Below are 25,023 nucleotides of genomic sequence, written 5' to 3' on the forward strand. Positions count from 1 at the left end.
TAGAGCTGTATTTTTTCCTATTTATGCGTAGGAAATGATGGAACGATTAAATTTTCTTCATTTTGTTCTCCGCCTTAACATATAGTCGAGCAGGGCTTTTCTCCTAACAAAAAACCTGCTCCCTTACTAGGGAACAGGTCTTCAGCCGGCTATTACTCAGTACCGCCGGTCCATTTTTTAATCAAATCGCGATGGTCTTCAATCCATGCCTTGGCACCTTCTTCAGCAGATTCAGCTTCGTTGATTTCAGCCATTAAACTTCCTAATTGATCGTCATTTAGCTTAAATGCATCAAACCATTTCACTACTTGAGGCTGGTCCTCTTTCAGACCCAGTCGGGCTGCGTATGAAATGTTTTCAGAATCACCATATATATTTTTAGGATCTTTTAAAATTTTCAGATCCATTTCCGAAAAGGTCCAATGCGGCTTCCACAGTGTCACAACAATAGGCTCTTTATCTTCCATGCTATTTTTTAATTCCGATATCATGGTCGGCTCAGATGATGCCTGTAAAGAATAGTCCAGCCCATATTCTTTTATGACTTTATCGGTTAAGTTCATGATGCTTGCTCCTGCATCAATTCCCACAATTCGTGAATCAAATTTCTCTTTATGAGCGTTAAGGTCTTCAATAGAATTTACTTCTTTGACATATGATGGCACAACCAAGGCTAAGTCGGTACCTTCATACCACGTTTCCCGCCAATCGATCTCATCTTTAAATTTCTCATAGAAAGGCTTATCGGTGTTTGGAAGCCAAATTTCCATTCCGATATCAAGATCACCGGAAGATAAAGCTTCATACAGCGCCCCTTTTTCTACATTTTTCAATTCCACATTGTACCCTTTTTCTTCTAAAATAATCTTCCACATGTTAGAAACAGCCACATTTTCAGCCCAGTTATTCATTCCAATGGTGATCGTGCCTTTTCCTTCTCCTTCACCACTGGAATTTCCACCATCTTCGCCCCCCGATTCATTCCCGCCGCAAGCAGCTAATATAAGTACAAGGGACAATAATAAAACAGGTAAGTATTTACGTAAGTTCTTCATATTTTTCCTCCTTTTAATATTATTGTGATATAAAACCTCTAAAATAAACCAGCTAACCAATATTTCACACATTTATAGATTTTAACACAAATTACATACAGTTTGAACTTAATAAACTGTACAAATCACTAATAGGATTACAGGAATATTTCTTTGACTAAATTTTTATTACAATTGCTGATGAAATCAACAGAAAGAGATAAAATAAGGAGAGGAATCAAATGTGGGAGTTTGAAGGGTAAAGAATTTGTCTATACAATAGTAATACATTCCCACGAACCATGAAGGAGATACATGCGCATGAAAGCTGCTGAACTAATCAAAAACATCAAACATCATAATGCAACCAGCTCATCAGCAATGTCAACAGACATTGTTGATATTTCCTGCGATTCACGAAAAGTAGGTCCAGGAACGTTATTCGTAGCGATTCCAGGCCATAACACAGATGGTCATAATTACATAAAAAGTGCTGTAGATGGAGGTGCATCACTTGTAATTGGTGAAAAAGAAAACACGGATGCTTCCATTCCATATATAAAGGTTGAAAACAGCAGGGAAGCATTAGCTCAGGTAGCTAAAAGCTTCTACATGAAAGACAAGTCTTTTCCTAAATTGATCGGAATTACTGGTACGAATGGGAAGACAACTACCACTTATATGTTAAAAAGTATATTTGAACAGGCTGGATATTCGTGCGCTACCTTTGGGACCGTCTCCTATATCGTAAATAATGAAGCGCATGAATCTGCAAATTCTACGCCTGACCCTCTGACGTTTTATAAACTTCTATCAAAAAGTAAGGATGAAGTCGCTATCCTGGAAGTATCTTCCCATGGAATCAGGCAAGGGAGGGTCCATGGTCTCTATTTCGATCATTTAGTATTCACGAACCTCGCCCATGATCATTTGGATTACCATGCAAGTATGGAAGATTATTTTGAAACGAAAGCCAGCTTGTTTCAACAATTGAATAGTGACGGAAAGGCAGTCATCTATACCGGACAGGAGTGGGGGAAAAAACTGGCAGAAAGATTGAAACACGAAGGAAAACAAGTATATACAGTAGATTCTTCTCCCTCGGACGATGTAATTGTAGAGCCCGAAAAAGGTCAACTGATTCATGAAGACAAGCGGATATATCTTTCGTTGCAAATGCCTGGAGTCCATAACTTTCATAACGCAACTTTTGCTGCTCTTACTTCCTATTTAGCAGGGATAGAGTGGTCTTCCATTACAGAGACATTGGCATTGAAACTACATGTCCCGGGGCGTTTCGAAGAGTACAAGCACCCTGGAGGTGCAACCATTATTGTAGATTACGCCCATACTGCTGATGCGTTGGAAAACATTTTCCACACTGCTGCAAAGGAAGGTGCACGTCGTATCATCCATGTATTTGGATTCCGGGGCGGGAGAGATCGTACCAAGAGAAAAGAAATGTTACATGTCAGTGCTTCGACGGCTACACGTTATATATTGACTGGCGATGACTTGTATGGTGAAAAACCTGAAGCCATGGAAAAAGAATTGAAAGATTTGCATCACACTTATGGCACTGCTTCAGGGAAAGTCATTTATGATCGAACTAAGGCAATTAAATACGCTTGGGACAATGCGAAGCCCGGTGATTGGATTATTATATCCGGGAAGGGCCATGAAACCTACGAACAAGCATACAAATATCCGGTTGATTCTGATATTCATTGTGTTGAATTCCTGGATAGATTTTCAAGGAACCCTCAAAAGAAACTAATTCAGAGTTGACATTAATTGTCAACTCTGCCATTCCAATATTTCTATCCTGTTACCGAAAGGATCCTCCAGGTAAATACGTTTTGCGTTTGGCAGCTTATCATCTTTTTGATAGGCTGCCTCCTTTTTGCTCAAGTGACTCATTAGCTGGTCAATATTTTTAACAACCAAGGCGGGATGAGCTTTTTTGGCAGGGATGAAATCTTTTTCTATCCCTATATGTATCTGCTGATTTCCACACTGGAACCAGACTCCTCCTCTTTTCTTTAATGCTTCTGGTTTTTCAACCTCCTCCATTCCTAATAATTCTGCAAAAAACTTCCTGGCCTGATTTTCACTTCCCTCAGGAGCTGCCAATTGGACATGGTCGATTCCTTCAAAAACGAACGTCATTTAATCACCTCATTTTTAGCTTGCGTTCTGTTAAACATGTTTTTTTCATAAAAGGCTTATTCCACAATAGGGCCGGATTATGGAAGACTTGATTTCGAGATGTTGTTGAAGTTGAGGGGCTTCGGGAAACGATTCGCTTTCCGTGGGCGTGTGCTGAGTCTCCTCAGGCTTCGCCTTGCGGGGCCTCATCTATCACTCAGCTCCCACAGGAGTCTCACCGTTTCCCTACGCCCCTTCTCATAGAAAGATTTCGAAATCAACCTTATGGAAAATCGGCAATGATAATAAAAACAAGACTTTGGCACCGCTATACCTTTTAAAATGAAGATTTCAGCTACATTCTTCCTTCTTTGGAAGGGGCCGTTAAGTATAGAAATGGCTGGATGGGAAGGGAAACGGCGAGACTCCCGCGGGAGAAGGGACTAGGCGAGATCCCGCAGGGCTTTAGCCCGAGGAAGCTTGCCAGGTCCCCCGCAGGAAAGCGAGTTGTTTCCCGGACCATTCCATTCCTCTCATGGCTACGGCCCCAACTATCTCAAAACTGAGTCTTCAGCTATTGGGAGCTTATATGTAAAAAAACAGTACAGAGGTTTAACAATGATTAGCTTATTAATTCTTAATTCGCTCTAAAACGGGATAAATCCTTCTTGCCAGCCAGAAATAGGAAAGGCCCGTTCTCCTTCCCTATCCATAGACAGGTGTTGAATAGAACGGACCTATTGGCTACTTTCATTATTTCTTGTTCATGCGGTTATCCGCTGCCCGTGAACGTGCCTGTGCTTCTTTATCTTCATGGTCAGCGAATTCTTCCGAAAATTCTACATCACGAGCATGTGCTTTCTTCGCATATTTCGGAGTTTGCGGAAGTGAGGAATCATTTTTTCCGTTCGCTTTACGGTGATCATCTCTACCCATTGTATCCACCCCTTTTCTATTTTCATCAAGCTTATTATATGTAGGAAGAAATAAAATAACCGGATAGCTCAGCTTTCCCTGTCAATCCCAGACTTGAAATTCACTTACATTTGGATGATAATTAAAGGAATTGCTCCCTAGGGTTCCGCACAAGGCTGTTGGTCTGGTCCGAGAGGGAGCCCACAGCTTAGCTGTGACACGGAGGGACAAAAGCCCGGGAGATATCCGCAGAGATATCTCCCTTTTTTTATGAAGAAATGGGGAATAAAAATGTCTGGAACATGGTTGAAAGTAGTGCTGGCTGCCGTGTTTGAAGTTGGCTGGGTCATCGGGCTGAAACATGCTGGCAGTGCATTGGAATGGACAGCCACGGTGATAGCTATGGTTGTAAGCTTTTATTACTTAGTTACTGCCGGACGGACTCTGCCGGTAGGAACTGTATACGCGGTATTTGTAGGGTTAGGCACCGCCGGCACTGTCTTGTCGGAAATTTTATTTTTCGGTGTACCTTTCCAACTGGAAAAAATTTTATGGATCGGTTTACTCCTCGTAGGAATCGCAGGTTTGAAAATGGTGACAGAGAATGGCGCTAAACAAGGAGGGACAGAATGAGCTGGTTTTACTTACTGATTGCAGGATTCTTTGAAATGAGCGGTGTCGCTATGATAAATAAGGTCAATCGTGATCGTAATCTTACTTCTCTCCTTTTAATGCTCCTGTTGATGGCAGCCAGTTTCTTATTTCTCAAAATAGCTATGGCAGAGTTATCGATGGGTATCGCATATGCGGTATGGACCGGGATAGGTACAGTTGGCAGCACGATTCTGGGAATGTTCTTTTACCAGGAACCAAAAGATAAGAAACGTGTTTTTTTTATTGGAATGATTATCATAGCAACAATCGGGTTAAGAAGTGTTTCATAGTAAAAGCCGGCTCTTCTAGCCGGCCTTTTTTCCTTTAGTATCCCACTTCAATGGAGGCATTAACCATATACATTAAATCGTTACTATCTTCTTTATCTTCTAAAATAATTCCACTTGTCGTGATCATTCCACCGTCTACAACTTCCACGGATACAATGCCATAAGGGATAGCCTGTTTTACTTCGTTTTCATCTAATTGTTCTTGATCCCGAGGAACAGCAAGCTTGACGTTCACCTTCATGTTATCCAAAGAACTTTCCGGCAGCGCTTCTTCGATACCTGGCATAGAGTTAAAATTGATCGCATCCTGAATGGCTCGTAAGGATGCCTTAGTAACATCCTGACCGTGAACATCAATTCCCATACCTGTTTGGATAAAGAGTATTTTATCCATTTTATCCTACTCCTTTCGAATCAGTATAAGTTAATTTTCCTTTCACAGGACACATAACCGTTTTATTGGATTATAAATCAGCAAATCCTCTAAAATAATCTTTTTGTAACATCTGTATTATGATCTTCTTCCAAACCCGTCTTTAAAGCAATTCTCCATCTCAGATTAATTTTTTTTCATTAATATTCTTGGTAATTATACCCAATATTGCCGGAACACTAGTTTTGACCTAGTTTTCATCTTTTCCATTTGGGTATCAACAACAGTAAGGGTCATCACCATTTCATTAGTTCCTCAATACTTCCAGAAGGAGGTCGTGCATGAGTAAAACGGAAAAGTTAAAAGAAAATGCAGCAACCACCAGTTTAGCTGGAGGGCTTTCACTTGCTGCTTCTTCTCTGCTTCTTCCAAAATTCAGGAAGAAGATAAAAAAAGGCGTGAAGCAAACTTCTGAATTTGTGGAAGATAAAGTTCCGAGAATGGCAAGAATCATTGATCGAGCCGATGACCCCGGCGACTTAGTGGAAGAAACACAACAAGAAGTTAAAGATGAAATGGCCGATCAGATGAAAGAACAGTTTAAAGAAAGTATTCAGAACAAAGTCAACGAAGCATCAGAGAATTTGCAGGAAGCACAGGAAGAAAATGCTGACAAAGTTCATTCCAACGCCGAAAAAGTACAGGAAAAAGCTCAAAATGCTTTACTGAAGTTTCGAGAAAAACTTTCCGGGGTAAAAGAAGCCGGTGAAGATTTTCAAGAGGAAATGAGCAAAAAGACAAACGGCTCTGATAAAAAGATAAAAGGGGTTAGCGATATCAAAGGTGCAAACAGCATTAAAAGTTCTACCGATATTAAAAGTTCTAATGATATCAAAAGCGCCAAAGATATTAAGCACCCTTCAAATACAAAATCTTCCAGTTAAGTTTAAAAAAGAAAGGGGTATTTATTTATGGCAGTACAAAAATCAACCGATAGTAGTAGCTTGGCAGAGGTCATTGACCGTATTCTGGACAAAGGAATTGTCATTGATGCCTTTGCAAGAGTTTCCGTAGTAGGTATTGAATTAATTACAGTCGAAGCTCGCGTAGTCATTGCAAGTGTGGATACTTGGTTACGCTACGCAGAAGCAGTTGGACTTTTACGCGATGAAGTAGAAGAAGAGGGTCTTTCCGACCGTTTATCTTCACGTACAGAAAGCCAATCTAATTCTCAAAATGAACGCAGTGGGTTCAGTATTTAATGAATTGGAGTCAGAGCACTGCCTCTGACTCTTCCCTATTTTATTAATTAAAGGTGAGGGTGATCGTGAAGATTATGAAAGTAATGGATGAAGTAAATCAATTTTTCACTGAAAATATAGCTCCTCCTCATAAAATTATTTCTGTTCGTAAATATAAAGAAGAGGATAATGAAGATAATGATACTGCCTGGAAAGCTATGGTAGAGGTCATCGAAGAGAAGGAGTATATGAAAAAGTACGCCAATGACCAAATGATTGGTCTTTATGAAGTGTTTTTAGATAAAGATGCTGAAATCACCGGGTTTTCCAGAATCAGCCTGAGATATCGCAGTGACTTGGAAGAGCAGCAATCATCCTGAGCACCTGGATTTCCTACGTATTAGGAGGATAACGAATGACCGTATTAAAAGAAGTAAGACAGCAGCCCCATATCAATAATGAAGTATATAAACATTCTTCCTATTATCAAGGCTTAATAAAACGATCATTACGATACCTTTCCTCCGGTTATCCAGTCCACTTTACTGGTCCTTCCGGGATCGGGAAAACAACACTCGCCCTTCACATAGCCAAACAGCGAAACCGGCCTGTTATGCTGCTCAATGGTAACAAGGAATTGTCGAATCAAGATTTGATTGGCGCCTTTACAGGCTATCAAAGCAATAAGGTGAAGGATAATTTTATTCGTACCGTCTATAAAACGGAAGAGAATGTGACGGAATCATGGACGGATGGAAAATTGCTGGAGGCCGTAAAGCATGGTTATACGCTGGTTTATGATGAATTTACCAGGTCTCAGCCGGAAGCGAATAACATTTTTTTGTCAATACTAGAAGAAAGAATCCTCCCTTTATATGGGACTAAACGGAAAGAATCGTTTATACGTGTGCATCCGGAATTCTCTGTGATTTTTACGAGTAATCCGGCCGAATATGCGGGTGTCTTCCAATCACAAGATGCCTTGCTGGATCGAATGATTACCTTGCCCTTGGATCAAATGGATCACCAGGCCGAAGTGACTGCTGTCACAAGTAAAACAAACCTATCCCAGAAAACAGCGGAAGCCATTGTAGAATTCGTGGTTACTGCCAGAGAGTTATGTGAGAGTAATGAGCAAGTGCAAGGACCCAGCCTAAGGGCTTCCATCATGATTGCTGAAATGGCAGAGAAACATGATATTCCTATTGACGGAAGTGATGAGGAATTCCAGGAGCTGTGTATGGATATTACCTGGTTCCCTTTACAGACTTGCACACCAAGAGATCAACAGCCACAACTTAAAGGAAAGCTTCTGGAAGCTTGTAAAAAAATAAAGTCGGGTGAGTGAAATGCAAATGGATAAGGATAAAGGAATATATATATTTTGTGCTATACAAACAAAAGAGGAACATGATTTTACAAGTATCAATTTCGAGGGTGAAACAAGAGAAGTATTCACCATTCACTATGAGGATGCGGCAATGGTAGCTGCAGAAATGCCAATGAAAATATACCATCCAAGTAAAGAAAACCTAATGATGCACCAGAATGTTATCTCAGAGGTTATGCAGAAAATGGATACAGTCGTACCGATCAGCTTCGGGAATGTTTTTCATTCTAAAGACGATGTAGTTGCATTGACAAAAAGCTTGTATCCTCAGCTGGAAACGCTCTTCCCTAAAATAAAAGGCAAAATCGAACTGGGATTGAAAGTTGTTGGAAAGAAAGAGTGGCTGGAAAAAGAGATTGCTAAAGATACTAAGGTAGCTAAACAAAAGGAAACCGTTCAATCCAAATCAGAATCGGCAGGTTATTTTGATCGCATACAATTAGGTGAAATGGCCACAAAATTTTTCCAATCACTACAAAAGGAAGCGGAAACTGAAATTCATGAAAAATTGACCCCACTGGCAGTATCCTCTGAAATCAATGAGCCTATTGGAGAAAAAATGCTATTGAACGGTGCTTATCTTGTTGAGAAAGATATGGAAGAAAAATTCGATGAAAAGGTCAATGAGCTTCATGAAAAATGGAAGGATAAAGTAGATTTCAAGTACACAGGACCTTGGCCTGCTTATAATTTCATCAATATCAAACTTAAAGTGGAGGAACCTTCATGATACAAAAATTATTCACTTCCCCATTGAATCTCGTTGTCAAAGTAGGAGAAAAGGTAAAGGAAGAAGTGGATAAAGAATTGTATGACCTGGAGACTATCCAAAAGAAATTAGTTCATCTGCAGATGATGTATGAACTCGAAGAAATCCCCGAAGATGTATATAAAACCCAGGAAGAAGAACTGCTTCTTCGTTACGAGGTAGCGAAGAAGAAAGAAATGGAACAATGGAACGAACTGACCAAACGTTGAAAGTGAGGAAGCACAATGACTGAACTAAAATATTTATATGGAATTATACCAACAGACGAAATAAATCAAACCCCTCTTCCCTCTTTCAAAGGTTTAGATGAACAACACGAATTGTATAACATCGCCTTCGATGGAATGGAGGCAATCGTTTGCGATCTGGAAGAAAGTGAATACAATGAGTCTGCCCTGGAGGAAAAGACCTCCGATGTGCAATGGGTGCATGAAAAAGCTTTCCATCACCATGAAGCAGTAATGAAACTTCATGAAATTTATACAGTCATACCGATGAAATTCGCAACGATTTATTCCAGTAAAACTAACCTGGAAGAAACATTAACCAAACATTACCAGGAAATGACCCGATTACTTTCCTGGCTGAAGGGTAAAGAAGAATGGAACCTGAAAATTTATTGTGACAACGATTCGCTCAGGGAGCGAACCGCTGCTCACAATTTGACTATAGAAGAAAAGAAAAAAGAAATAGAACAAATGTCGCCAGGAAGACAATATTTAGAGAAACGCAAATTAGACCGACTCATCGATCAACAATTGGAGAAGGAAAAAGAGCAACACTCCTCTTCCATTCATGACCAGTTGGCCACTTCTTGCGTAAAGACGGATATTAAGAAAAATTGGAATAAGGATGTAACAGGAAGAACCGACGAAATGTGCTGGAACAGCGTTTACCTGCTCGAGAATCAGGATGTAGAGAAGTTTTTGGGTAAGGTGAAACAGCTGCAGGCAGAATGGAAAGAAGCAGGATTCACACTTGAATTGACTGGTCCATGGCCTGCTTACCATTTTTCGAAACTGAAGTGAAGCGAGGGGGATTCATGTCACATAGACAAGAGTTTGAAAATAAGGATGTAGGGCTTATCGATGTGTTGGATGTTGTTCTGGACAAAGGTGTAGCGATTAAAGGCGATCTTATCATATCGATCGCAGGTATTGATTTGGTCTACCTTGATCTCAGAGTATTGATTTCATCCGTTGAGACACTCGTACAGTCTAAACTCAATGGCGATGGGCAGTTATCCTCTGAGCAATTCGATAAAGAGAAGGAGGCGTTGGACCATGTCACAAAAACTTGATCATCGTCCACAAAAAAGCGGCAGAATCAGTTTAGATGAACAAGGCGCTGAACAAGGACTCGCACAGCTTGTTTTGACCGTAATTGAATTACTGCGCCAGCTGGTCGAGCGTCAGGCACTCCGCAGAGTCGATGGCGGTACTTTGACCGAAGAAGAAATCGAACGGCTCGGAATCGCCTTGATGAATTTGGAAGTTAAAATGGATGAGCTTAAGGAAATATTCGACTTAGATGATGATGATTTGAATATCGATTTAGGACCATTAGGCAACTTATTATAAGCACACTTCAAGGAGGTGGCGCACATGGCAATCGAACAATCTACCCAATCCAGCAATCTGGTAGACGTACTGGAAACCGTTTTAGATAAAGGTGTTGTCATCGCAGGTGATATACGGGTAGGCATCGCTGACGTCGAACTGTTATCCATTAAAATACGGTTAATTGTAGCTTCTGTTGATAAAGCGAAGGAAATCGGCATGGATTGGTGGGAAACGGACCCATATCTGAACTCCAAAGCCGCCAATAAAGAACAGGATCAAAAACTGAAAGAAGAGAATGATGATTTGCAAAAGCGAATTGAGGAATTAGAAAAGAAAATGGGAAAAGACAATCGTTTAGTATAATATTACTAATATTTTAATTATATTTAATTACTTTAAGGAGGAATTATCATGGCAGAACAACAACAAAAAACACAACAAGTAAAAGAGGAAGTTAAGAATAAGGCAGAGAAGGCAAAAAGATCACTGGGTAAAAAGGACGTAGCGACAGGAACAATCATCGGAGGTGTAGTTGGAGCCGCAACAAGTCTGTTATTTGCTCCAAAGGCCGGCAAAGACCTAAGAAATGATATCTCTACTCAGACTACTACCGCTGTTGGCAAATGCAAAGATTTCAGCAATTCTACACGCGAAAAATGTTCAAATTGGAAAAATACAGCTACAGAAAAATCTCAGCAGGTAAAAGAGAAGTTTAAAAAGAACAAAGAGGATGAAGAATCTTCAGAAGAACAGTTTGCAGATGAGCAAACTGCAGAAGGCCGAAACGAAGCGGCAGCAACAACAGAAGCCGATACTTCTCAAGATAAACAAACAGAAAACAAAGTACAGAACAAGCAGGAAAATAAGCAGCAAACCAAAGATGAGAATAAACAAAACAAGCAAAATAGTTCGAATAAAAAACAAGAAGGAGAAACAACCCTTAAAACGAATGACGATACAGCAAAGTAATAGTTAGGAGGCAGCGGTTATGAGTAATGATGATGTACTTTCCATGTATGTCAAAGCGGCTAATAAACATGATTTTAATTTAGCCATCACGTTGAATGTCAATGGAGCGCTCGTTACCGGAACTACTATCTCTGCTCAGAGCTATTTTGAGAAAATCAGCGAAAGCTTTGAAGATGGTAATGATGTTGCACAGTCATTAAGTGACCAGTTGAAAAGTGCCAGTGATACTGCTGAGAAGAGCAGTTCAGACGAAGCACAGTTTATCCACTTAAAAGAAGCCCAGGTATACTGCGGTGACAGCAACCCTACACCTTCTAAAGGTAAATTCCTATGGAGAGGAAAGCTGTCTGAAGTAGATGGCTTCTTCCTCGGAACCATCGCAAAAGATAAGTAAAAGATAATTAAGATACAGAGATTAATACGACTTAATACGCTAATAGAGAAAGAATAAAGCCCATTAAAAAGAATTCGACCGACCAAAGTTATATCACTTTAAACCATAAAAAGGATGGACCATCATGAGGTTCATCCTTTTTTCAATACAACAGATTTTTCAATCACAGGCATGTCTTTTTTTATTGAAAGCCTTGGAACCGAAGTAGATCTGGCTGCCTGAAAATTACCAGGACAGACAATCGATACAATCATTCACTAAATGATGAGTTATGCTATAATAAGCAAATAACCAGAGAAGAAATGAGGATTATTATGCTTACTTTTGAACAAAAAATATCCATCATGGAAGAATTCGGAGAGTTGACTCGTAAGGATGTCTCACTTGGCCGAGTGAACTTTCATTTTTATGGAAGTTTATTCGATAAAACGATTGTCGCTTACCACCTTCATCCTAATGGCAATGGCTTTGTTTATACAGGAGACATGCACGGGTTTGATTCTAATCAAAAAGGACTAGTCAATATTAGGGATTATGATGAAACCCAGCTCCGGAATATAGTTAAGGCTTCTATTGCCAACCTGTCAAGTGATGCGGAAATATCCCACAAGCAAGTATGGAGAGGACCGGAAGATCAATCCCTGCTTCTTGTCCAGGAAGATTACTTTTGGAACATTTATACCGGTGATATGTTAGAGGATAGTTTTGAAACATACAATGAAGCGGAAGCTTATTTGAAGGAAGAAGGCTTCATCCGACTATAAGAAAAAGACGAACCCTTTAAGAAAAGTTCGTCTTTTTCTTATTAGTAGAACATTCTATTTTTAATAGCTGTGACTTGCAGTAGAGATCCCCATGTTTTATGTCCTCTTTCCTGTATTCTTGCTATCGCCTCACAAAAAAGATGTGCAGTAGTCAAGGCATCACCTGAAGCGGTATGACGTTCGTATATCCTTGTATCCAACATCCCTGCGTATTCAATTAAATCTTTTCTGCCTTCTGTAGGATACAAATATTTTAATAAACTGAGGGTATCTACTGCTCTCGGCTTGGGAAATTTATATCCCGCCCGTGACAATTCACATTTCATTAAGGTGATATCAAACTGAATATGATGACCGATCAGGCAGGTAGTCTTATTTGCTTCTGCCTTTTGAAAAAAACTATTTATTGCATCATAAGCTGCTGGTGCACGCTCCACGTCCCTATCCTGTATCCCTGTCAACTTGACAATACGTTCCGGTATCACCGTTTCAGGGTTTACATAGGTTTGGAATACTTCCTCTTCTTCTACAAGTAATTTCCGAACCGGCACCGAGGCGATTTCAATCATACGATCTTGTTTTTGAACATGAAAACCTGTCGCTTCTGTATCAATGACTTGGAAATTAATATCTTCCAGCCTTGTCGATAAGGGGATGTCATCTTTCAAATTAAAATGGAATCGTTTGGCTTTTTTTATCATGGTTGTTTTTTCCTCCCACTCCCCTTAAAGCGAATACTGGCTCAACATCGTTGTTTGCAGCTTTCTCATTTCTTTTAAAGCCCGTATCAGCTTCTCTTTGTCACGTGTAGAAAACTGAGAAAAAGTTACAATAGAAGACGGAGCCTTGCCAGCTGTAATACTTCCCCATTTTTGCTTAATATATAGGTCCATTACTTGCGATAGAGCATGCCTTAAATCGGTGGCCAGCCAATCCGTGATAATATCTTTTTCCACTAAAGCCTGTAGTTTCTCAACCGTAGTACCTTCCAGAATATGATGGGAAAGAGAAAGAATCTGTAGAGCATGATGAAATGGGAACAAAACTTGTTTTTTCAAGTCCAGCTGCTTTCGCTCAATCCGTAACAGGGCTCGGATCGGCTGCTCTAAACTGGGAATCTGATTTTCTTTTTCGACCTGGGCCAATCGATATAAAAAGATACTTGATCTTTTAAGGTCTTCCCTGACCATCCGGATGAATGCCGTATGCAAACCATCCGACCCATAAAGTTTCCGGAAAGAAAAAAAGTTCTGTGCCAGCAGCAAGGACTCGTTTGTGGACCTCATTGCCCATTTTCTTAAGGTTTCGTTCCATTTTGACATGGAACCGCGCCACATCAGTTCACTGGCCATCATTTTCCCTTTACATCTTTCGTACCCGGCTATTTCAAGATAATTTGTAATTTCTTCTCCCAATTGTGCAAAATACTCATCCACTTCCTTTTTACGGAGACTCTCCACGTCTTCATAAACAAGGAAGTGATCCTGGTCTGTCAAAACAAATTGTTCACCTCGACCGGCGCTTCCCATTTGGTACCAGACGAATGGCACAGGGGGTTCCCCTGCTCCTTTACGTTTCAAGGAGTCGATAGCTATCGTTACTGCCCGTTTGGTCAACCGGTCGTAAAGTTGAGTCAATACATCCAATACATGGAGAGAGGGAACATTATCTCTTATCAGCATTGCCAAAATGTCATATATTTCTGTTTTGACTTCATTTAAACGATCAGCTTCTGTCTCCTCGACCTTCCTGATTGCCGAGAACATTTGACGATTTTTCTTCCGTAGGAGATCAGCCATGGTTATCATCCCGACTACCTTGTCTTTACCGTCTACTACAGGCAGATGCTTGACTCCTCTTAATATCATTTCAGATAAGGCATGATAATAATAATCGGCCCGATGAATGTGATAAGGGTGTTCAGTCATGATCGTTCCGGCGTGCTCACGGACCGATTTATTACTGGTCACTACCCGGTTCACAAAATCCTTCTCGGTAATAATTCCTTCTAAACGGCCATGATCTGTGATAACAATAGAGCTTGCTTTTTCTGCTATCATTTTCTCCGCAGCTTCTTGTATCGTCACATAGCGATCAACAGCAGTCGCAGGTTTAGTCATAATATCCTGGACACGTAACAGGAATGGATCACTCTCTCCCAATTCATGGGCAAGCCTGACCTGCTCTGCCAAAGAAACGTAGACATCTTTAAGCCTTGAGACAACCTGATGGAGGAAATAATCACGGATATCCTCATGGCGCCATAATCTTCCCAGGACTCCATAAGGGATATAAAGCCCCACCACAGTTTCCACAGCCCGGATTTCAACCATGTAGGCATATGCATCCTCGTTACTTATTCCGAGAAAGTTGCTGAGGCTGCCAAGGCCAAGAATTCCTCCCTCCTGAACAACCTCCAGCACTTCTCCTGCTTCCTGATCCTCAGCGGCCGCATAAACCTCCGCTGTGCCGGAAGTTATCACTAAAATCCCTTCCCGGCGTTTTTGGGCATGGGCAATGACGGCACCATCAGGATAAAGTCTTTCTTCACATTGTTCATATAACTCACGGTAGTAATCATCCGTCAATTTTTGAAAAATGGGTTGATGCCGAAGCTTTTCCCGGACACGGTAACTACCTGGTGGAGTTTGGTACGTCTTCTGTGTCATCCATCCAGACCTCTCCATCTCTATATGTCATTTGTTCCGGATAACGAAGATCAATGACCTCTTCCTGCACTTCTTTTACTGGTTCTTTTGTAGCCAAAGAAACTATAACATTCGTTAAAATGGCAGCACTGGCTCCAAATACACCTGCGCCGGTGTCAATAATACCTAAAATCGTGAAACCCCCAAATTTAGCTGCGAATATATAACCAAGGGTGACAGATAAACCGACCACCATCCCCCAGATGACACCTGGACCGTTTGACCGTTTCCACCAGACACCGAGTAATAAGGCCGGGAAGAACGAGCCGGATGCTAACGCGAATGCCCAGGCAACAATCTGAGTGATAGCCCCTGGTGGATTCAATGCCACCAGGCCGGCAACAACTGTTGCGATTACAATTGACCAGCGTCCGACAAGAAGACGTTTTTTCTCACTGGCATTCGGGTTAATCGAGCGGAAATAAATATCATGAGACAATGCAGCCGAAATAGCGATCATCAATCCACCGGCAGTAGACAAGGCCGCTGCCATTGCACCAGCTGCCATCAAGCCAATCACGAAAATACCAAGGTTCGCGATTTCAGGCGTTGCCATTACAACAATATCGTTACTGATCACAATTTCCTGCCACTGTAATATGTTATCCCCATTCGTATCAGCAACGGACAGCAGACCAGTGTCAACCCACGATGCAGTCCATGCCGGCAAGTTACTGATAGAGGATCCGGCTACCTGTGTCATTAAAATGAAGCGGGAAAATGCCGCATATGCCGGAGCAGATAAGTAAAGTAACCCGATAAACAACAATGCCCAGGCTCCACTCCAGCGAGCGGCTTTCATGGTAGATACGGTATAAAATCGAACGATGACATGAGGCAGACCAGCTGTACCCGCCATCAAAGTAAACATTAAAGCGAGAAATTGCCATTTTGTTCCTTCGGTAAAGGGAACAATATACTCTGTGATTCCGAGATCCTGATCAAGCGCTCTCATTTCATCAATGACCTGGCCATAAGAGACCCACGGCATCGGATTACCCGTCAGCTGCATGGCCATGAAAATGACCGGAATCAAATAGGCAATAATCAATACAACGTATTGTGCCACCTGCGTCCAGGTAATCCCTTTCATTCCTCCAAGTGCAGAATAGAAAGCAATTAAAACAACACCGATCAAAGTCCCTACAGCAGCGTTCACTTCCAGAAGACGTCCAATAACGACACCAGAACCGGAAAGCTGGCCTACAGAATAAGTGAAACTGATGATGATTGTAGCAATTGCTGCAATCAATCTTGCTGTATTGCTTCGATAACGGTCCCCAATAAATTCAGGAACGGTATAACGCCCGTATTTTCTAAGCTGGGGAGCAAGCAGGAATGTTAATAATAAGTAACCGCCTGTCCACCCCATAATATAAGCTAAACCATCATAGCCAAGAATCATGACTGTCCCTGCTAACCCTATGAAAGAAGCAGCACTCATCCAGTCAGCACCGATTGCCATACCGTTGAATACAGGAGGAACGCCGCGACCAGCTACATAAAAGTCCGAAGTAGCCTTCGCTTTGTTATATAAAGCGATTCCTATGTACAGGCCAAATGTGGCAACTATTAGTGTCAGGGAAACAAGAAATTGTGCATCCATACGTTGACCTCCTTAAAATCTACAACTGGATCTAATTCAGTATATTTTTTGGAATTAATGATCATATGTTTTGCCAGCACTTATCGATTCATTTCTTTTTGCATCAATGCCATACTTTTTATCGATTTTATCGCTCACAACAGCATTAATGAATAGTAGAATAATGAAAGTCAAAATTGCCCCTTGAGCGCCCATATAATAATGTAAGGGAAACCCATTGAAGGCGATCTGAGATAATGGCTCCGCAAATAAAACTACACCATAAGAAACAAGAATCCCGATAGCTAAATAGATGATGATCATGGTTGTCCTGGCACGGAAATAAGCGTCAGCTACACTTTTCTCGATTTTCTTCATGTTCGGTCACCTCCCTTCAATGTTTTGTTAATGTTATTCAAGCCGCTTAGCTGCGCAAGTTAAAAATGAAACGGATCGTTTCCCAAAATGGCACCGGAATCATGATGATTTTCACCAGCATAAAAATAAACACAGAAAGAAACGGCACAATCAGGAAAAACGGCTTTTTCTTGTTTAAGGCAATGACTACAGATACCACGGTAATCACTGCGAAAATCAAAACCCAAATCATGTGTGTTCAACCACCTTTGAAAGCGTTATCAAAAAATGTCAGATCTTGTTTATGTATTTAGTTAGAAACCATATGCCCCCTTCCATGCTTTACTCCATTAGTAAATGACAGAAAATTATTTCTATTGCTATTATTCTAAAGTTGCAGTTTATTTGTCAAGTTATATATCAATATAAAACCATTTCCTACTGTACTAAAACACCCCAGGACAGTCTTGATATGGCTGTCCTGGGGTTAAGGAAATTTTATATTTTTTCTACAACATAGGCTTTCTTTTCCCGATAATATTTTTCTCCATCTTGAGAAGAATGTTCAAAGAAACCTTCAAACTCCTGGATAACCTTATACTCCCGATCCGGCTCAGTGAATAGGTGACTCCCATTGTTAGAAAGAAGCAATACATCTTTTGTTGATACAAAACTATCCAGTTCCTGAGCGGAATAATTATTTCCAGGTTTTAATGTATTGAAACCACTGTTAGTCATAAAATATTCCCACCTTCTTTTTTTAGAACAAGTTCCCAGGAAGGGAACGGTTAAAACATGATTACATTACTCATGGAAATAGTTCACACACATCAAAGTGACAAGGATAAGCAAACTAATGATGTAAAGGGAAGGGGGTGTATGAGGAGTGCAAAGACGAAATATCCAATGGCTTCCCATCATTGCATCTGTAGGTATCGGAGCGGCAACTTACAGCATGATGACTGGCCAGGGCGGTCAATTGCAAAATATGATTCCAAGTTTGACGAACATGGCTGGGCAGAACCAACAACACAAGCAAGGGTAACTTGGCCTTTAGGTCAAGATTAAATAAAGGAAACGGACTCTCCTGTCAGGATGGGTTCGTTTCTTATCTTTATACAGCTGTATGCAGGATGAATATATGGAATAGTTGGCAGGCTAAGGATTGGAGGTGAAGAAGATGAGCAAGAAATCGACAAACAGAAGCAAGGGGCAATCTGCTCCTAATATAAACCCTCAAGGGCTTACAGAAGACACAGCTGAACAGCAGCCCAAATCCCAGTTAGAACAACGAGCCAAAAAAAGCAATACAAAAATTTAGTAAAGAACAAAAGCGCAAGCGCCTTGCTAGTAATGACGTTCGACTAAAAGCGGCACGTCCTCAAAAAAGACTTTGTCTTTTTCTGCGAAGTACATTCTAAGAAGTAGTTCTAGTGTGCCAACGTCGAACTGACCTGCATCCTCGAAAAAGAAGACCACTTTTTCTTCGTGCGATGTTGTTCTGGGAAGCATTCCTTGTCCTCCAGGCCTCCGACAAGCTTAAGACAAGCCTCGGTGTGACGTTCTTTGTATTAAAGGATCAAAGTATAAGAAAAACTAAGGCTTTCGCCATTAGGAAGCGGCGATAAGCCAAGTTTTTCTAATCACAAAGAGGATTGACTTAAGACTTCGAGGGGGTAGGCGCTGAAGCTGGATGTGACCCACTATTTAAAGTTATCGACACAAAGAAATTTTATAATTTCCTAGACAATGAAAAAGGAGCACCTTACAGCGCTCCTTTTTCCTATTTTCAGCTGGAAACATGGACTTCTACTTGATCAGATATTTCATCATCCTGGTATAAAATGCGTTGATGGTTATTCAAGACCAATGCTACTTTGACTGCGTTATTACCCTTTGGAAGTTCTAAGTTATAATATTCACCGTACAACCGGTTTATCTTTACCCCATTAATATATATATGCCCATGGCCTTTTTGAAAATCAATTACAGATGAACCAGCCAGCTCCGGGGTGAATGTAAAATTCTTCTTATCGACTTGCAGCAGCCAGGATCCATCAGCCAATTGGTCAACACTGACTTTGACTTCTGGAACCTCCACTCCCTCCGGAATTTCCACTGCAGGATGCCCAGAAGAATGCAAATGATCATTTGTGCTGGTGAAATAGAAGAATAACACTAAGAACAACAAAAACAGACTGGAATAACTCCATAAATTTCTCACAGTATCTCCCTCTTTCACTGACTTGTCAAACGTGCCCGCCGTTTTATCATAAAACCGATGCCCGCTAACAATAAACCAGAAGCCAGGAATGCCAGGTCATAAAGAAGTGGATTCTCAGACAATGGCCTTACTCGATGAACTTGGAGAATATGATGGTCGACAATTCCTTCGATTAAGTTGAAGACCCCTCCACCGATGAACATTCCTCCGACAAATAAATGACCACTTGTCCCTAACTGGTTATTTTTTGCATCAAAAAATATTTTAAAACCGCCCCAGATAAGCATGGCAGAGAAGGCTGCTGTAAAGAGCCCATCCGTTATAATTTCCATACGAATATTCCCGCTATCAATCATGTGGTGCCACTGCAACAGCTGGTGAAAGACGATGCCATCAACCGCTCCCAGAATTCCATGTCCTAATATTAAAGCGGCAAAGAATAAATTTTTATCTTTTTTATTCATTATTAATCCCACCTATCCTGCTATCGTTGTTACCAATATAGGGGGTTTTTATACATAAAAAAGAGCCAGCCCCAGGCTGACTCTCTATTGTTAATCCAATTCCAAATCTGTCACTGCACCTTTTGCAGATGATGAAACCAGACGAGCATACTTTGCAAGTACACCTGTTTTGTGTTTAGGTTCCGGTCTCTGCCATTTCTGACGACGCTGTTCAAATTCATCTTCTGTTATATCAAAATTAATTTCCTGTGTTTCACTGTCAATCGTAATGGTATCCCCTTCTTCCAGGAGCCCAATTGGTCCTCCCACGACGGCTTCAGGGGCGACATGGCCGATGACAAAGCCATGAGACCCCCCTGAGAAGCGCCCATCCGTGATCAGAGCCACTTTGCCGCCAAGCCCTCTTCCGACGATCATTGATGTGATTGAGAGCATTTCCGGCATGCCTGGTCCACCCTTAGGGCCAACATTGCGAATGACCAGCACATCCCCTTCTTTAATTTCTCCGCCTTCAATCGCTTTTGTAGCGTCTGCCTCACTATCATAAACTCGTGCAGGGCCCTCAAAGCGGCTGATTTTCAAGCCTGACATTTTAGCGACGGCTCCTTCAGGTGCCAGGTTGCCCCGCAGTACAACAAGCGGTCCCTCAGGTTTAATTGGTTTATCAAACGGCAGAATTACTTTCTGTCCTTCTTTTAAAGGTGGAGCTTCCGCCAGGTTTTCAGCTACTGTTTTTCCTGTCACCGTCATGCAGTCGCCGTGCAGTAATCCATGCTCATGAAGCAGCTTCATGACAGCTGGTACACCGCCCGCTTCATAAAGATCCTGCATGACATATTTCCCGCTCGGCTTCATATCTGCGATAAATGGTACCTTCTTACGTACATGCTCGAAATCATCGAGCGAAAGATCGACGCCAGCTGAATGAGCCATTGCAGTTAAATGTAAGAGAGCATTAGTTGAGCCTCCCAGCGCCATGACAACTGTGATTGCATTTTCAAAAGCTGCTTTTGTCATGATATCCCTTGGATATATTTCTTTCTCCAACAATTCAACCACTAATTCACCGGCCTGGCGGCATTCTTGTTCTTTATAATCATTTACCGCCGGAGTGGAAGATGAACCTGGGATACTCATTCCTAAAGCTTCCACTGCAGATGCCATGGTGTTGGCTGTGTACATACCGCCACAGGCACCGGCGCCCGGGCATGCATTGCATTCTACCTTGTGAAGCTGTTCATCATTTATTGTGCCTTCCTGGTATTGACCTACTGCTTCAAAAGAAGAAACGATATCAATATCTTTTCCGTCCAATTTCCCCGGCTGGATTGTCCCTCCATATACATAGACGGAAGGTATATTCATTCGCCCAATTGCCATCACACAAGCTGGCGTCGTTTTATCACATCCTCCGATGGCAACGACGCCATCAAGTCGTTCAGCGTTTGTCACGGTTTCAATCGAATCGGCAATTACTTCCCGGCTGGGCAGGGAGTAATGCATCCCTTCATGCCCCATCGCAATACCATCAGAAACAGTAATGGTATTAAAAATCATAGGCGCTCCGCCATTGTCTGAAGCACCACCTTTGGCTTCTCGTGCCAGACGATCGATATGTACATTACAAGGGGTTACTTCGCTCCAAGTACTAGCCACACCGATCATGGGCTTTTTAAAATCTTCATCTTCAAATCCGACTGCTCTGAGCATGGAGCGGTTCGGAACACGGTTAACGCCTTCACTGATCACTTTACTGCGTATACGTAAATCCTTTTTGTTTTCCATCGGTACACCTTCCTATTCAGATATTTAAGTCAGACGATTAACCTGAATCGAGACTATTATTATGTAATGATACTAATTTGTCGCCTGCTTCGCAATTAATTTTCTGAATATATCAAGTTTTTACATAATAAAAGCGCTTTCTTTATTGTCAGATCGCCTATATAAAAATTTTGACAGTTATGTGAAGGACAAAAAGTATTGGAACTTGCACGTAAACACCTTGTAACTTCACCTGGGTACTGCTCATATGCTAATATATTAGAATGACTGGTGACGATCATAATTTTTTAACGGGAATGATGTACATGGGAAATAAACAGAAAATCTATGATAAATTGATGGAAATTGTAAAAGAAGAAAATGTGAAAGTCGATGAAATGCTGAGAGACCACCTATATACCAAACTTGGCGGAAAGGCTGATTTCTTTATCACCCCGACCTCTTATGAAGAGGTACAAAATGTGGTCAAGTTCTCCAATGAAGAAAATGTACCCTTCACCTTACTCGGAAATGGCTCAAACTTGATTATCAAAGATGGTGGCATCCGCGGGATTGTCATCAATTTAAAACATCTTGACGATATTTCCGCAGAAGGCAATACTGTCGTAGCACAAAGCGGAGCACGGATCATCGATACTTCCTACTACGCTTTAAAACAACACTTATCCGGCTTAGAGTTTGCATGCGGAATCCCGGGCACAGTCGGAGGAGCACTGTATATGAATGCCGGGGCCTACGGCGGAGAAATCAAAGACGTACTCGACTATGCCTATGTGGTCGACAAAGAAGGAAACCTTGTAAAACGGCTGGCTTCCGAACTCGATTTAGATTACCGTACCAGCAATATACCGGATAACGGTGATATTGTCCTCGAGGCAACTTTCAATTTAAAACCGGGAAATTATGAAGATATCAAAGCTGTCATGGACGATTTGACGTATAAAAGGGAATCTAAGCAGCCTTTGGAATACCCGTCATGCGGAAGTGTTTTCAAACGCCCGCCAGGCTATTTCGCCGGCAAATTGATTCAGGACAGTAAACTTCAGGGTACGAGCATAGGCGGTGCTGAGGTTTCCACGAAACACGCCGGATTCATCGTAAATAAAAATAATGCTTCCACTACTGACTATATTTCTTTAATTGAACATGTACAAAAAACAGTAAAAGAAAAATTCGGGGTCGATTTGGAGCGGGAAGTCCGGATTATCGGTGAAGATCCTGAGTAAATGGTGACTGCACATCCTGGTATGTGCAGTTTTTTCTTTTTTCTTTTCGGCAAAATCCTACAATGCTTCTCATTCCTCAACTACATAGTACACACAATCGTCATTAAACGACATTTTTCAGCTTAGTCAACTCGATGTTTGTAGAAAGATTTATTGTTTAACCTCCAGCAAAAGGCGGTATAAAGCTTATATACCGGTATAGATCCTTCCCCTCCCTTTTCACCATGATGATCTCCACGATATTCCAAACTAATTAAGGAGAGAAAATTCATGAAAATCAAAGTACGTAGTTGGCAGATGTTAACCAGGCAGGATAAACTGTTTATTCTCAAAGCAGTCAGTCAACGGTCCAGGGTGATGAAAAGTGCTTGAATTTAGGGATAAAAAAATAAATAGATACAGCTCTCAAATACTTAACCTTTCTTAACCTTCCGTGACACGCAAAAACAGTCGCGGAAGGTTTTTACTTTTATAAAAGACTTGTCGTATAAAAGTATGAGTATCATTGGAAAAACCTGGTGAAAGCCAAGTTTTTTTCTTGTCTTCTTCTCCTTGATAATTGCATTGATTAAGTCAGCTATAACATCCCCCTAAGTATTAAATTAAAATAATTATAAAAAGATATTGATTTTTCATTGAGAAGTGTTATCATTAGTTCAGGTTGTGAAAATATTTCATACGAGGTGGTACTTTATGAGCAAAGATAAAAATAAATTGACGACTAGCTGGGGAGCCCCCGTAGGAGACAATCAAAACTCCATTACCGCAGGTTCCCGTGGACCTGCCCTGATTCAGGATGTCCACTTACTGGAAAAGCTGGCCCACTTTAACAGAGAACGGGTACCTGAGCGCGTGGTGCATGCGAAAGGCGCAGGGGCACATGGCTACTTTGAAGTTACTAATGATGTATCCAATTATACGAAAGCTGACTTTTTGTCTGAAGTAGGAAAACGTACCCCGTTATTCGTACGTTTTTCTACCGTAGCAGGAGAAAATGGATCTGCTGACTCTGTCCGTGACCCACGGGGATTCGCTGTCAAATTTTACACAGAAGAAGGCAACTATGATTTAGTCGGTAATAACACGCCGGTCTTTTTTATACGGGACGCAATTAAGTTTCCTGATTTCATTCATACCCAGAAACGTCACCCGAAAACACACTTGAAGAACCCTGACGCGGTTTGGGACTTCTGGTCTTTATCACCAGAATCATTGCACCAGGTTACCATTTTAATGTCAGACCGAGGTATACCAGCTACATACCGGCATATGCATGGTTTCGGCAGCCACACATTTAAATGGACAAATGCAGATGGACATGGACATGGCGTCTGGGTAAAATATCATTTTAAAACAGAACAAGGTATCAAAAATCTAACAGAAGAAGTGGGGACAAAGCTGGCAGGGGAAAACCCTGATTACCATACAGAAGATCTTTTCAATGCTATTGAAAAAGGCGATTATCCAGCCTGGAAATTATATGTTCAGATAATGCCGCTTGAAGATGCTGAAACTTACCGCTTTGATCCATTCGATGTCACTAAAGTCTGGTCCCAGAAAGACTATCCATTGATGGAAGTCGGCCGCATGGTGTTGAACAAAAATCCGGAGAACTATTTCGCTGAAGTAGAACAAGCTACCTTCTCTCCTGGCACACTGGTACCAGGCATTGATGTCTCCCCTGACAAAATGCTGCAGGGACGCTTGTTCGCTTACCACGATGCCCACCGTTATCGTGTGGGAGCCAACCATCACGCACTGCCGATCAACCGTGCGCGGAATGAAGTAAACAATTATCAACGTGACGGACAAATGCGTTTCGATGATAACGGCGGAAGTTCGGTCTATTACGAACCAAACAGTGCCGGCGGCCCCATTGAGCATTCAGATGCCAAACAAGCAGCGTACCCAGTATCAGGGGTGGCAGAAAGCGTTGCTTATGATCATAATGACCACTACACGCAGGCTGGAGATTTGTACCGCCTAATGTCCGAGGAAGAGCGCGAACGCCTTATTTCCAACATTATCGGTGCTATGCAGCCAGTAGAAAGTGATGTAATTAAACATCGGCAAATCCAGCATTTCTATAAAGCCGATCCGGAGTACGGTCAGCGTGTCGCAGAAGGTCTGGGATTGTCGGTTAAACAGGAAGTTTGATCCTTCCCATTCTC

At 41.5% G+C, this 25,023-nt stretch carries 34 protein-coding genes and 1 riboswitch; of the genes, 20 read left to right on the forward strand and 14 right to left on the reverse strand.

Annotated elements, in window-relative coordinates; translation table 11 throughout:
- Positions 1–152: 152 nt before the first annotated feature.
- Positions 153–1,055 (reverse strand): glycine betaine ABC transporter substrate-binding protein, encoded by a 903-nt coding sequence (locus P855_RS0111005; protein WP_028783626.1) that lies wholly within the window; start codon positions 1,053–1,055, stop codon positions 153–155.
- Between the two features lie 300 nt (positions 1,056–1,355).
- On the opposite strand from P855_RS0111005, the gene P855_RS0111010 reads away from it, so the two are divergent.
- Positions 1,356–2,822, forward strand: coding sequence for a UDP-N-acetylmuramoyl-L-alanyl-D-glutamate--2,6-diaminopimelate ligase (locus tag P855_RS0111010; RefSeq protein WP_028783627.1), 1,467 nt, complete (start codon positions 1,356–1,358; stop codon positions 2,820–2,822).
- 9 nt (positions 2,823–2,831) lie between these two features.
- Here P855_RS0111010 and P855_RS0111015 read toward each other — a convergent pair whose 3' ends face one another.
- The gene (locus tag P855_RS0111015) at positions 2,832–3,203 is read right to left on the reverse strand and encodes a VOC family protein (RefSeq protein ID WP_028783628.1); all 372 of its coding nucleotides are present in this window, start codon (positions 3,201–3,203) and stop codon (positions 2,832–2,834) included.
- Positions 3,204–3,935: 732 nt separating this feature from the next.
- On the reverse strand, positions 3,936–4,118 hold the full coding sequence (locus P855_RS0111020; protein WP_028783629.1) for a YfhD family protein: 183 nt from the start codon (positions 4,116–4,118) through the stop codon (positions 3,936–3,938).
- 126 nt (positions 4,119–4,244) lie between these two features.
- Positions 4,245–4,341: riboswitch (guanidine-I (ykkC/yxkD leader) on the forward strand.
- A 47-nt stretch (positions 4,342–4,388) separates the two neighbouring features.
- Here P855_RS0111020 and P855_RS0111025 point away from each other — a divergent pair.
- Both P855_RS0111025 and P855_RS0111030 read left to right on the forward strand, forming a co-directional pair.
- A complete protein-coding gene (locus P855_RS0111025; protein ID WP_028783630.1) occupies positions 4,389–4,730 on the forward strand; it encodes a DMT family transporter in 342 nt (113 codons plus the stop codon).
- On the forward strand, positions 4,727–5,041 hold the full coding sequence (locus P855_RS0111030) for a DMT family transporter (RefSeq protein ID WP_028783631.1): 315 nt from the start codon (positions 4,727–4,729) through the stop codon (positions 5,039–5,041). Before P855_RS0111025 ends, P855_RS0111030 begins: the two co-directional genes overlap by 4 nt.
- A gap of 34 nt (positions 5,042–5,075) precedes the next feature.
- On the opposite strand, the gene P855_RS0111035 is transcribed toward P855_RS0111030, so the two are convergent.
- Positions 5,076–5,435 (reverse strand): Lin0512 family protein, encoded by a 360-nt coding sequence (locus tag P855_RS0111035; protein WP_028783632.1) that lies wholly within the window; start codon positions 5,433–5,435, stop codon positions 5,076–5,078.
- Between the two features lie 320 nt (positions 5,436–5,755).
- Here P855_RS0111035 and gvpQ point away from each other — a divergent pair, with 320 nt between their 5' ends.
- The 13 genes from gvpQ to P855_RS0111100 all read left to right on the forward strand — a co-directional run bounded on the left by gvpQ (position 5,756) and on the right by P855_RS0111100 (position 12,503).
- Positions 5,756–6,358, forward strand: a complete 603-nt coding sequence (gene gvpQ, locus P855_RS0111040; RefSeq protein WP_051353181.1) for a gas vesicle protein GvpQ — start codon at positions 5,756–5,758, stop codon at positions 6,356–6,358.
- Positions 6,359–6,385: 27 nt separating this feature from the next.
- Complete coding sequence (gene gvpA / locus P855_RS0111045) at positions 6,386–6,676, forward strand: gas vesicle structural protein GvpA (protein ID WP_028783634.1); 291 nt, start codon at positions 6,386–6,388, stop codon at positions 6,674–6,676.
- 74 nt (positions 6,677–6,750) lie between these two features.
- Positions 6,751–7,035 (forward strand): gas vesicle protein GvpO, encoded by a 285-nt coding sequence (gene gvpO / locus P855_RS0111050; protein ID WP_419177277.1) that lies wholly within the window; start codon positions 6,751–6,753, stop codon positions 7,033–7,035.
- A gap of 35 nt (positions 7,036–7,070) precedes the next feature.
- Complete coding sequence (gene gvpN, locus P855_RS0111055) at positions 7,071–8,003, forward strand: gas vesicle protein GvpN (RefSeq protein WP_028783636.1); 933 nt, start codon at positions 7,071–7,073, stop codon at positions 8,001–8,003.
- A gap of 1 nt (position 8,004) precedes the next feature.
- Positions 8,005–8,775, forward strand: coding sequence for a GvpL/GvpF family gas vesicle protein (locus P855_RS0111060; RefSeq protein WP_028783637.1), 771 nt, complete (start codon positions 8,005–8,007; stop codon positions 8,773–8,775).
- On the forward strand, positions 8,772–9,023 hold the full coding sequence (locus P855_RS0111065) for a gas vesicle protein GvpG (protein WP_028783638.1): 252 nt from the start codon (positions 8,772–8,774) through the stop codon (positions 9,021–9,023). The genes P855_RS0111060 and P855_RS0111065 overlap by 4 nt, the downstream gene beginning before the upstream one ends.
- Before the next feature lie 15 nt (positions 9,024–9,038).
- Positions 9,039–9,842: a GvpL/GvpF family gas vesicle protein gene (locus P855_RS0111070; RefSeq protein ID WP_028783639.1), complete on the forward strand. Its 804-nt coding sequence runs from the start codon at positions 9,039–9,041 to the stop codon at positions 9,840–9,842.
- A 14-nt stretch (positions 9,843–9,856) separates the two neighbouring features.
- Complete coding sequence (locus tag P855_RS0111075; protein WP_028783640.1) at positions 9,857–10,114, forward strand: gas vesicle protein; 258 nt, start codon at positions 9,857–9,859, stop codon at positions 10,112–10,114.
- The gene (locus P855_RS0111080; protein WP_028783641.1) at positions 10,098–10,394 is read left to right on the forward strand and encodes a gas vesicle protein K; all 297 of its coding nucleotides are present in this window, start codon (positions 10,098–10,100) and stop codon (positions 10,392–10,394) included. Before P855_RS0111075 ends, P855_RS0111080 begins: the two co-directional genes overlap by 17 nt.
- Positions 10,395–10,418: 24 nt before the next feature.
- A complete protein-coding gene (locus P855_RS0111085) occupies positions 10,419–10,739 on the forward strand; it encodes a gas vesicle protein (RefSeq protein ID WP_028783642.1) in 321 nt (106 codons plus the stop codon).
- A gap of 48 nt (positions 10,740–10,787) precedes the next feature.
- A complete protein-coding gene (locus P855_RS21530) occupies positions 10,788–11,345 on the forward strand; it encodes a YtxH domain-containing protein (protein ID WP_051353182.1) in 558 nt (185 codons plus the stop codon).
- 19 nt (positions 11,346–11,364) lie between these two features.
- On the forward strand, positions 11,365–11,739 hold the full coding sequence (gene gvpU / locus P855_RS0111095; protein ID WP_028783643.1) for a gas vesicle accessory protein GvpU: 375 nt from the start codon (positions 11,365–11,367) through the stop codon (positions 11,737–11,739).
- 314 nt (positions 11,740–12,053) lie between these two features.
- The gene (locus tag P855_RS0111100; RefSeq protein WP_028783644.1) at positions 12,054–12,503 is read left to right on the forward strand and encodes a hypothetical protein; all 450 of its coding nucleotides are present in this window, start codon (positions 12,054–12,056) and stop codon (positions 12,501–12,503) included.
- Between the two features lie 41 nt (positions 12,504–12,544).
- Here the strand turns inward: P855_RS0111100 and P855_RS0111105 are convergent, their stop codons facing one another.
- The 6 genes from P855_RS0111105 to P855_RS0111130 form a co-directional block, all read right to left on the reverse strand.
- Positions 12,545–13,204: a PolC-type DNA polymerase III gene (locus P855_RS0111105; protein WP_037986011.1), complete on the reverse strand. Its 660-nt coding sequence runs from the start codon at positions 13,202–13,204 to the stop codon at positions 12,545–12,547.
- Positions 13,205–13,228: 24 nt separating this feature from the next.
- Entirely contained in the window at positions 13,229–15,172 is a 1,944-nt protein-coding gene (locus P855_RS0111110) for a DUF294 nucleotidyltransferase-like domain-containing protein (protein ID WP_028783646.1), read from the reverse strand.
- On the reverse strand, positions 15,138–16,817 hold the full coding sequence (locus P855_RS0111115) for a sodium:solute symporter family protein (RefSeq protein WP_028783647.1): 1,680 nt from the start codon (positions 16,815–16,817) through the stop codon (positions 15,138–15,140). The genes P855_RS0111110 and P855_RS0111115 overlap by 35 nt, the downstream gene beginning before the upstream one ends.
- Positions 16,818–16,871: 54 nt before the next feature.
- Entirely contained in the window at positions 16,872–17,174 is a 303-nt protein-coding gene (locus tag P855_RS0111120) for a DUF4212 domain-containing protein (protein ID WP_028783648.1), read from the reverse strand.
- Positions 17,175–17,220: 46 nt separating this feature from the next.
- Positions 17,221–17,406, reverse strand: coding sequence for a hypothetical protein (locus tag P855_RS0111125; protein ID WP_028783649.1), 186 nt, complete (start codon positions 17,404–17,406; stop codon positions 17,221–17,223).
- A gap of 245 nt (positions 17,407–17,651) precedes the next feature.
- Positions 17,652–17,891 carry a hypothetical protein gene (locus P855_RS0111130; RefSeq protein ID WP_028783650.1) on the reverse strand — a complete coding sequence of 80 codons (240 nt, stop codon included), beginning with the start codon at positions 17,889–17,891 and terminating at the stop codon, positions 17,652–17,654.
- 148 nt (positions 17,892–18,039) lie between these two features.
- On the opposite strand from P855_RS0111130, the gene P855_RS22400 reads away from it, so the two are divergent.
- Both P855_RS22400 and sspL read left to right on the forward strand, forming a co-directional pair.
- A complete protein-coding gene (locus P855_RS22400) occupies positions 18,040–18,198 on the forward strand; it encodes a hypothetical protein (protein WP_200865953.1) in 159 nt (52 codons plus the stop codon).
- A 135-nt stretch (positions 18,199–18,333) separates the two neighbouring features.
- Positions 18,334–18,474, forward strand: coding sequence for a small, acid-soluble spore protein L (gene sspL / locus P855_RS21815; RefSeq protein WP_084315682.1), 141 nt, complete (start codon positions 18,334–18,336; stop codon positions 18,472–18,474).
- A 26-nt stretch (positions 18,475–18,500) separates the two neighbouring features.
- Here sspL and P855_RS22275 read toward each other — a convergent pair whose 3' ends face one another.
- The 4 genes from P855_RS22275 to ilvD all read right to left on the reverse strand — a co-directional run bounded on the left by P855_RS22275 (position 18,501) and on the right by ilvD (position 21,626).
- On the reverse strand, positions 18,501–18,665 hold the full coding sequence (locus P855_RS22275) for a hypothetical protein (RefSeq protein ID WP_161628818.1): 165 nt from the start codon (positions 18,663–18,665) through the stop codon (positions 18,501–18,503).
- Between the two features lie 277 nt (positions 18,666–18,942).
- The gene (locus P855_RS20820; protein WP_051353183.1) at positions 18,943–19,377 is read right to left on the reverse strand and encodes a hypothetical protein; all 435 of its coding nucleotides are present in this window, start codon (positions 19,375–19,377) and stop codon (positions 18,943–18,945) included.
- Positions 19,378–19,391: 14 nt separating this feature from the next.
- Positions 19,392–19,841 (reverse strand): DUF2243 domain-containing protein, encoded by a 450-nt coding sequence (locus tag P855_RS0111155; RefSeq protein WP_028783651.1) that lies wholly within the window; start codon positions 19,839–19,841, stop codon positions 19,392–19,394.
- 90 nt (positions 19,842–19,931) lie between these two features.
- A complete protein-coding gene (ilvD, locus tag P855_RS0111160; RefSeq protein ID WP_028783652.1) occupies positions 19,932–21,626 on the reverse strand; it encodes a dihydroxy-acid dehydratase in 1,695 nt (564 codons plus the stop codon).
- 305 nt (positions 21,627–21,931) lie between these two features.
- Here ilvD and murB point away from each other — a divergent pair, with 305 nt between their 5' ends.
- A complete protein-coding gene (gene murB / locus P855_RS0111165; RefSeq protein ID WP_028783653.1) occupies positions 21,932–22,852 on the forward strand; it encodes a UDP-N-acetylmuramate dehydrogenase in 921 nt (306 codons plus the stop codon).
- 693 nt (positions 22,853–23,545) lie between these two features.
- Entirely contained in the window at positions 23,546–25,009 is a 1,464-nt protein-coding gene (gene katA, locus P855_RS0111175; RefSeq protein WP_028783654.1) for a catalase KatA, read from the forward strand.
- The last annotated feature ends 14 nt before the right edge of the window (positions 25,010–25,023 follow it).

Origin of the sequence: Thalassobacillus devorans MSP14 (assembly GCF_000496835.1) — a bacterium.
In the GTDB taxonomy this organism is placed as follows: domain Bacteria; phylum Bacillota; class Bacilli; order Bacillales; family Halobacillaceae; genus Thalassobacillus; species Thalassobacillus devorans_B.

What these genes read in the sequence shown, in the direction of transcription:
- P855_RS0111005 (WP_028783626.1), bottom strand. Translation starts at nt 1,055, where the DNA reads ATGAAGAACTTACGTAAATACTTACCTGTTTTATTATTGTCCCTTGTA.
- P855_RS0111010 (WP_028783627.1), top strand. Translation starts at nt 1,356, where the DNA reads ATGAAAGCTGCTGAACTAATCAAAAACATCAAACATCATAATGCAACC.
- P855_RS0111015 (WP_028783628.1), bottom strand. Translation starts at nt 3,203, where the DNA reads ATGACGTTCGTTTTTGAAGGAATCGACCATGTCCAATTGGCAGCTCCT.
- P855_RS0111020 (WP_028783629.1), bottom strand. Translation starts at nt 4,118, where the DNA reads ATGGGTAGAGATGATCACCGTAAAGCGAACGGAAAAAATGATTCCTCA.
- P855_RS0111025 (WP_028783630.1), top strand. Translation starts at nt 4,389, where the DNA reads ATGTCTGGAACATGGTTGAAAGTAGTGCTGGCTGCCGTGTTTGAAGTT.
- P855_RS0111030 (WP_028783631.1), top strand. Translation starts at nt 4,727, where the DNA reads ATGAGCTGGTTTTACTTACTGATTGCAGGATTCTTTGAAATGAGCGGT.
- P855_RS0111035 (WP_028783632.1), bottom strand. Translation starts at nt 5,435, where the DNA reads ATGGATAAAATACTCTTTATCCAAACAGGTATGGGAATTGATGTTCAC.
- gvpQ (WP_051353181.1), top strand. Translation starts at nt 5,756, where the DNA reads ATGAGTAAAACGGAAAAGTTAAAAGAAAATGCAGCAACCACCAGTTTA.
- gvpA (WP_028783634.1), top strand. Translation starts at nt 6,386, where the DNA reads ATGGCAGTACAAAAATCAACCGATAGTAGTAGCTTGGCAGAGGTCATT.
- gvpO (WP_419177277.1), top strand. Translation starts at nt 6,751, where the DNA reads ATGAAAGTAATGGATGAAGTAAATCAATTTTTCACTGAAAATATAGCT.
- gvpN (WP_028783636.1), top strand. Translation starts at nt 7,071, where the DNA reads ATGACCGTATTAAAAGAAGTAAGACAGCAGCCCCATATCAATAATGAA.
- P855_RS0111060 (WP_028783637.1), top strand. Translation starts at nt 8,005, where the DNA reads ATGCAAATGGATAAGGATAAAGGAATATATATATTTTGTGCTATACAA.
- P855_RS0111065 (WP_028783638.1), top strand. Translation starts at nt 8,772, where the DNA reads ATGATACAAAAATTATTCACTTCCCCATTGAATCTCGTTGTCAAAGTA.
- P855_RS0111070 (WP_028783639.1), top strand. Translation starts at nt 9,039, where the DNA reads ATGACTGAACTAAAATATTTATATGGAATTATACCAACAGACGAAATA.
- P855_RS0111075 (WP_028783640.1), top strand. Translation starts at nt 9,857, where the DNA reads ATGTCACATAGACAAGAGTTTGAAAATAAGGATGTAGGGCTTATCGAT.
- P855_RS0111080 (WP_028783641.1), top strand. Translation starts at nt 10,098, where the DNA reads ATGTCACAAAAACTTGATCATCGTCCACAAAAAAGCGGCAGAATCAGT.
- P855_RS0111085 (WP_028783642.1), top strand. Translation starts at nt 10,419, where the DNA reads ATGGCAATCGAACAATCTACCCAATCCAGCAATCTGGTAGACGTACTG.
- P855_RS21530 (WP_051353182.1), top strand. Translation starts at nt 10,788, where the DNA reads ATGGCAGAACAACAACAAAAAACACAACAAGTAAAAGAGGAAGTTAAG.
- gvpU (WP_028783643.1), top strand. Translation starts at nt 11,365, where the DNA reads ATGAGTAATGATGATGTACTTTCCATGTATGTCAAAGCGGCTAATAAA.
- P855_RS0111100 (WP_028783644.1), top strand. Translation starts at nt 12,054, where the DNA reads ATGCTTACTTTTGAACAAAAAATATCCATCATGGAAGAATTCGGAGAG.
- P855_RS0111105 (WP_037986011.1), bottom strand. Translation starts at nt 13,204, where the DNA reads ATGATAAAAAAAGCCAAACGATTCCATTTTAATTTGAAAGATGACATC.
- P855_RS0111110 (WP_028783646.1), bottom strand. Translation starts at nt 15,172, where the DNA reads ATGACACAGAAGACGTACCAAACTCCACCAGGTAGTTACCGTGTCCGG.
- P855_RS0111115 (WP_028783647.1), bottom strand. Translation starts at nt 16,817, where the DNA reads ATGGATGCACAATTTCTTGTTTCCCTGACACTAATAGTTGCCACATTT.
- P855_RS0111120 (WP_028783648.1), bottom strand. Translation starts at nt 17,174, where the DNA reads ATGAAGAAAATCGAGAAAAGTGTAGCTGACGCTTATTTCCGTGCCAGG.
- P855_RS0111125 (WP_028783649.1), bottom strand. Translation starts at nt 17,406, where the DNA reads ATGATTTGGGTTTTGATTTTCGCAGTGATTACCGTGGTATCTGTAGTC.
- P855_RS0111130 (WP_028783650.1), bottom strand. Translation starts at nt 17,891, where the DNA reads ATGACTAACAGTGGTTTCAATACATTAAAACCTGGAAATAATTATTCC.
- sspL (WP_084315682.1), top strand. Translation starts at nt 18,334, where the DNA reads ATGAGCAAGAAATCGACAAACAGAAGCAAGGGGCAATCTGCTCCTAAT.
- P855_RS22275 (WP_161628818.1), bottom strand. Translation starts at nt 18,665, where the DNA reads ATGCTTCCCAGAACAACATCGCACGAAGAAAAAGTGGTCTTCTTTTTC.
- P855_RS0111155 (WP_028783651.1), bottom strand. Translation starts at nt 19,841, where the DNA reads ATGAATAAAAAAGATAAAAATTTATTCTTTGCCGCTTTAATATTAGGA.
- ilvD (WP_028783652.1), bottom strand. Translation starts at nt 21,626, where the DNA reads ATGGAAAACAAAAAGGATTTACGTATACGCAGTAAAGTGATCAGTGAA.
- murB (WP_028783653.1), top strand. Translation starts at nt 21,932, where the DNA reads ATGGGAAATAAACAGAAAATCTATGATAAATTGATGGAAATTGTAAAA.
- katA (WP_028783654.1), top strand. Translation starts at nt 23,546, where the DNA reads ATGAGCAAAGATAAAAATAAATTGACGACTAGCTGGGGAGCCCCCGTA.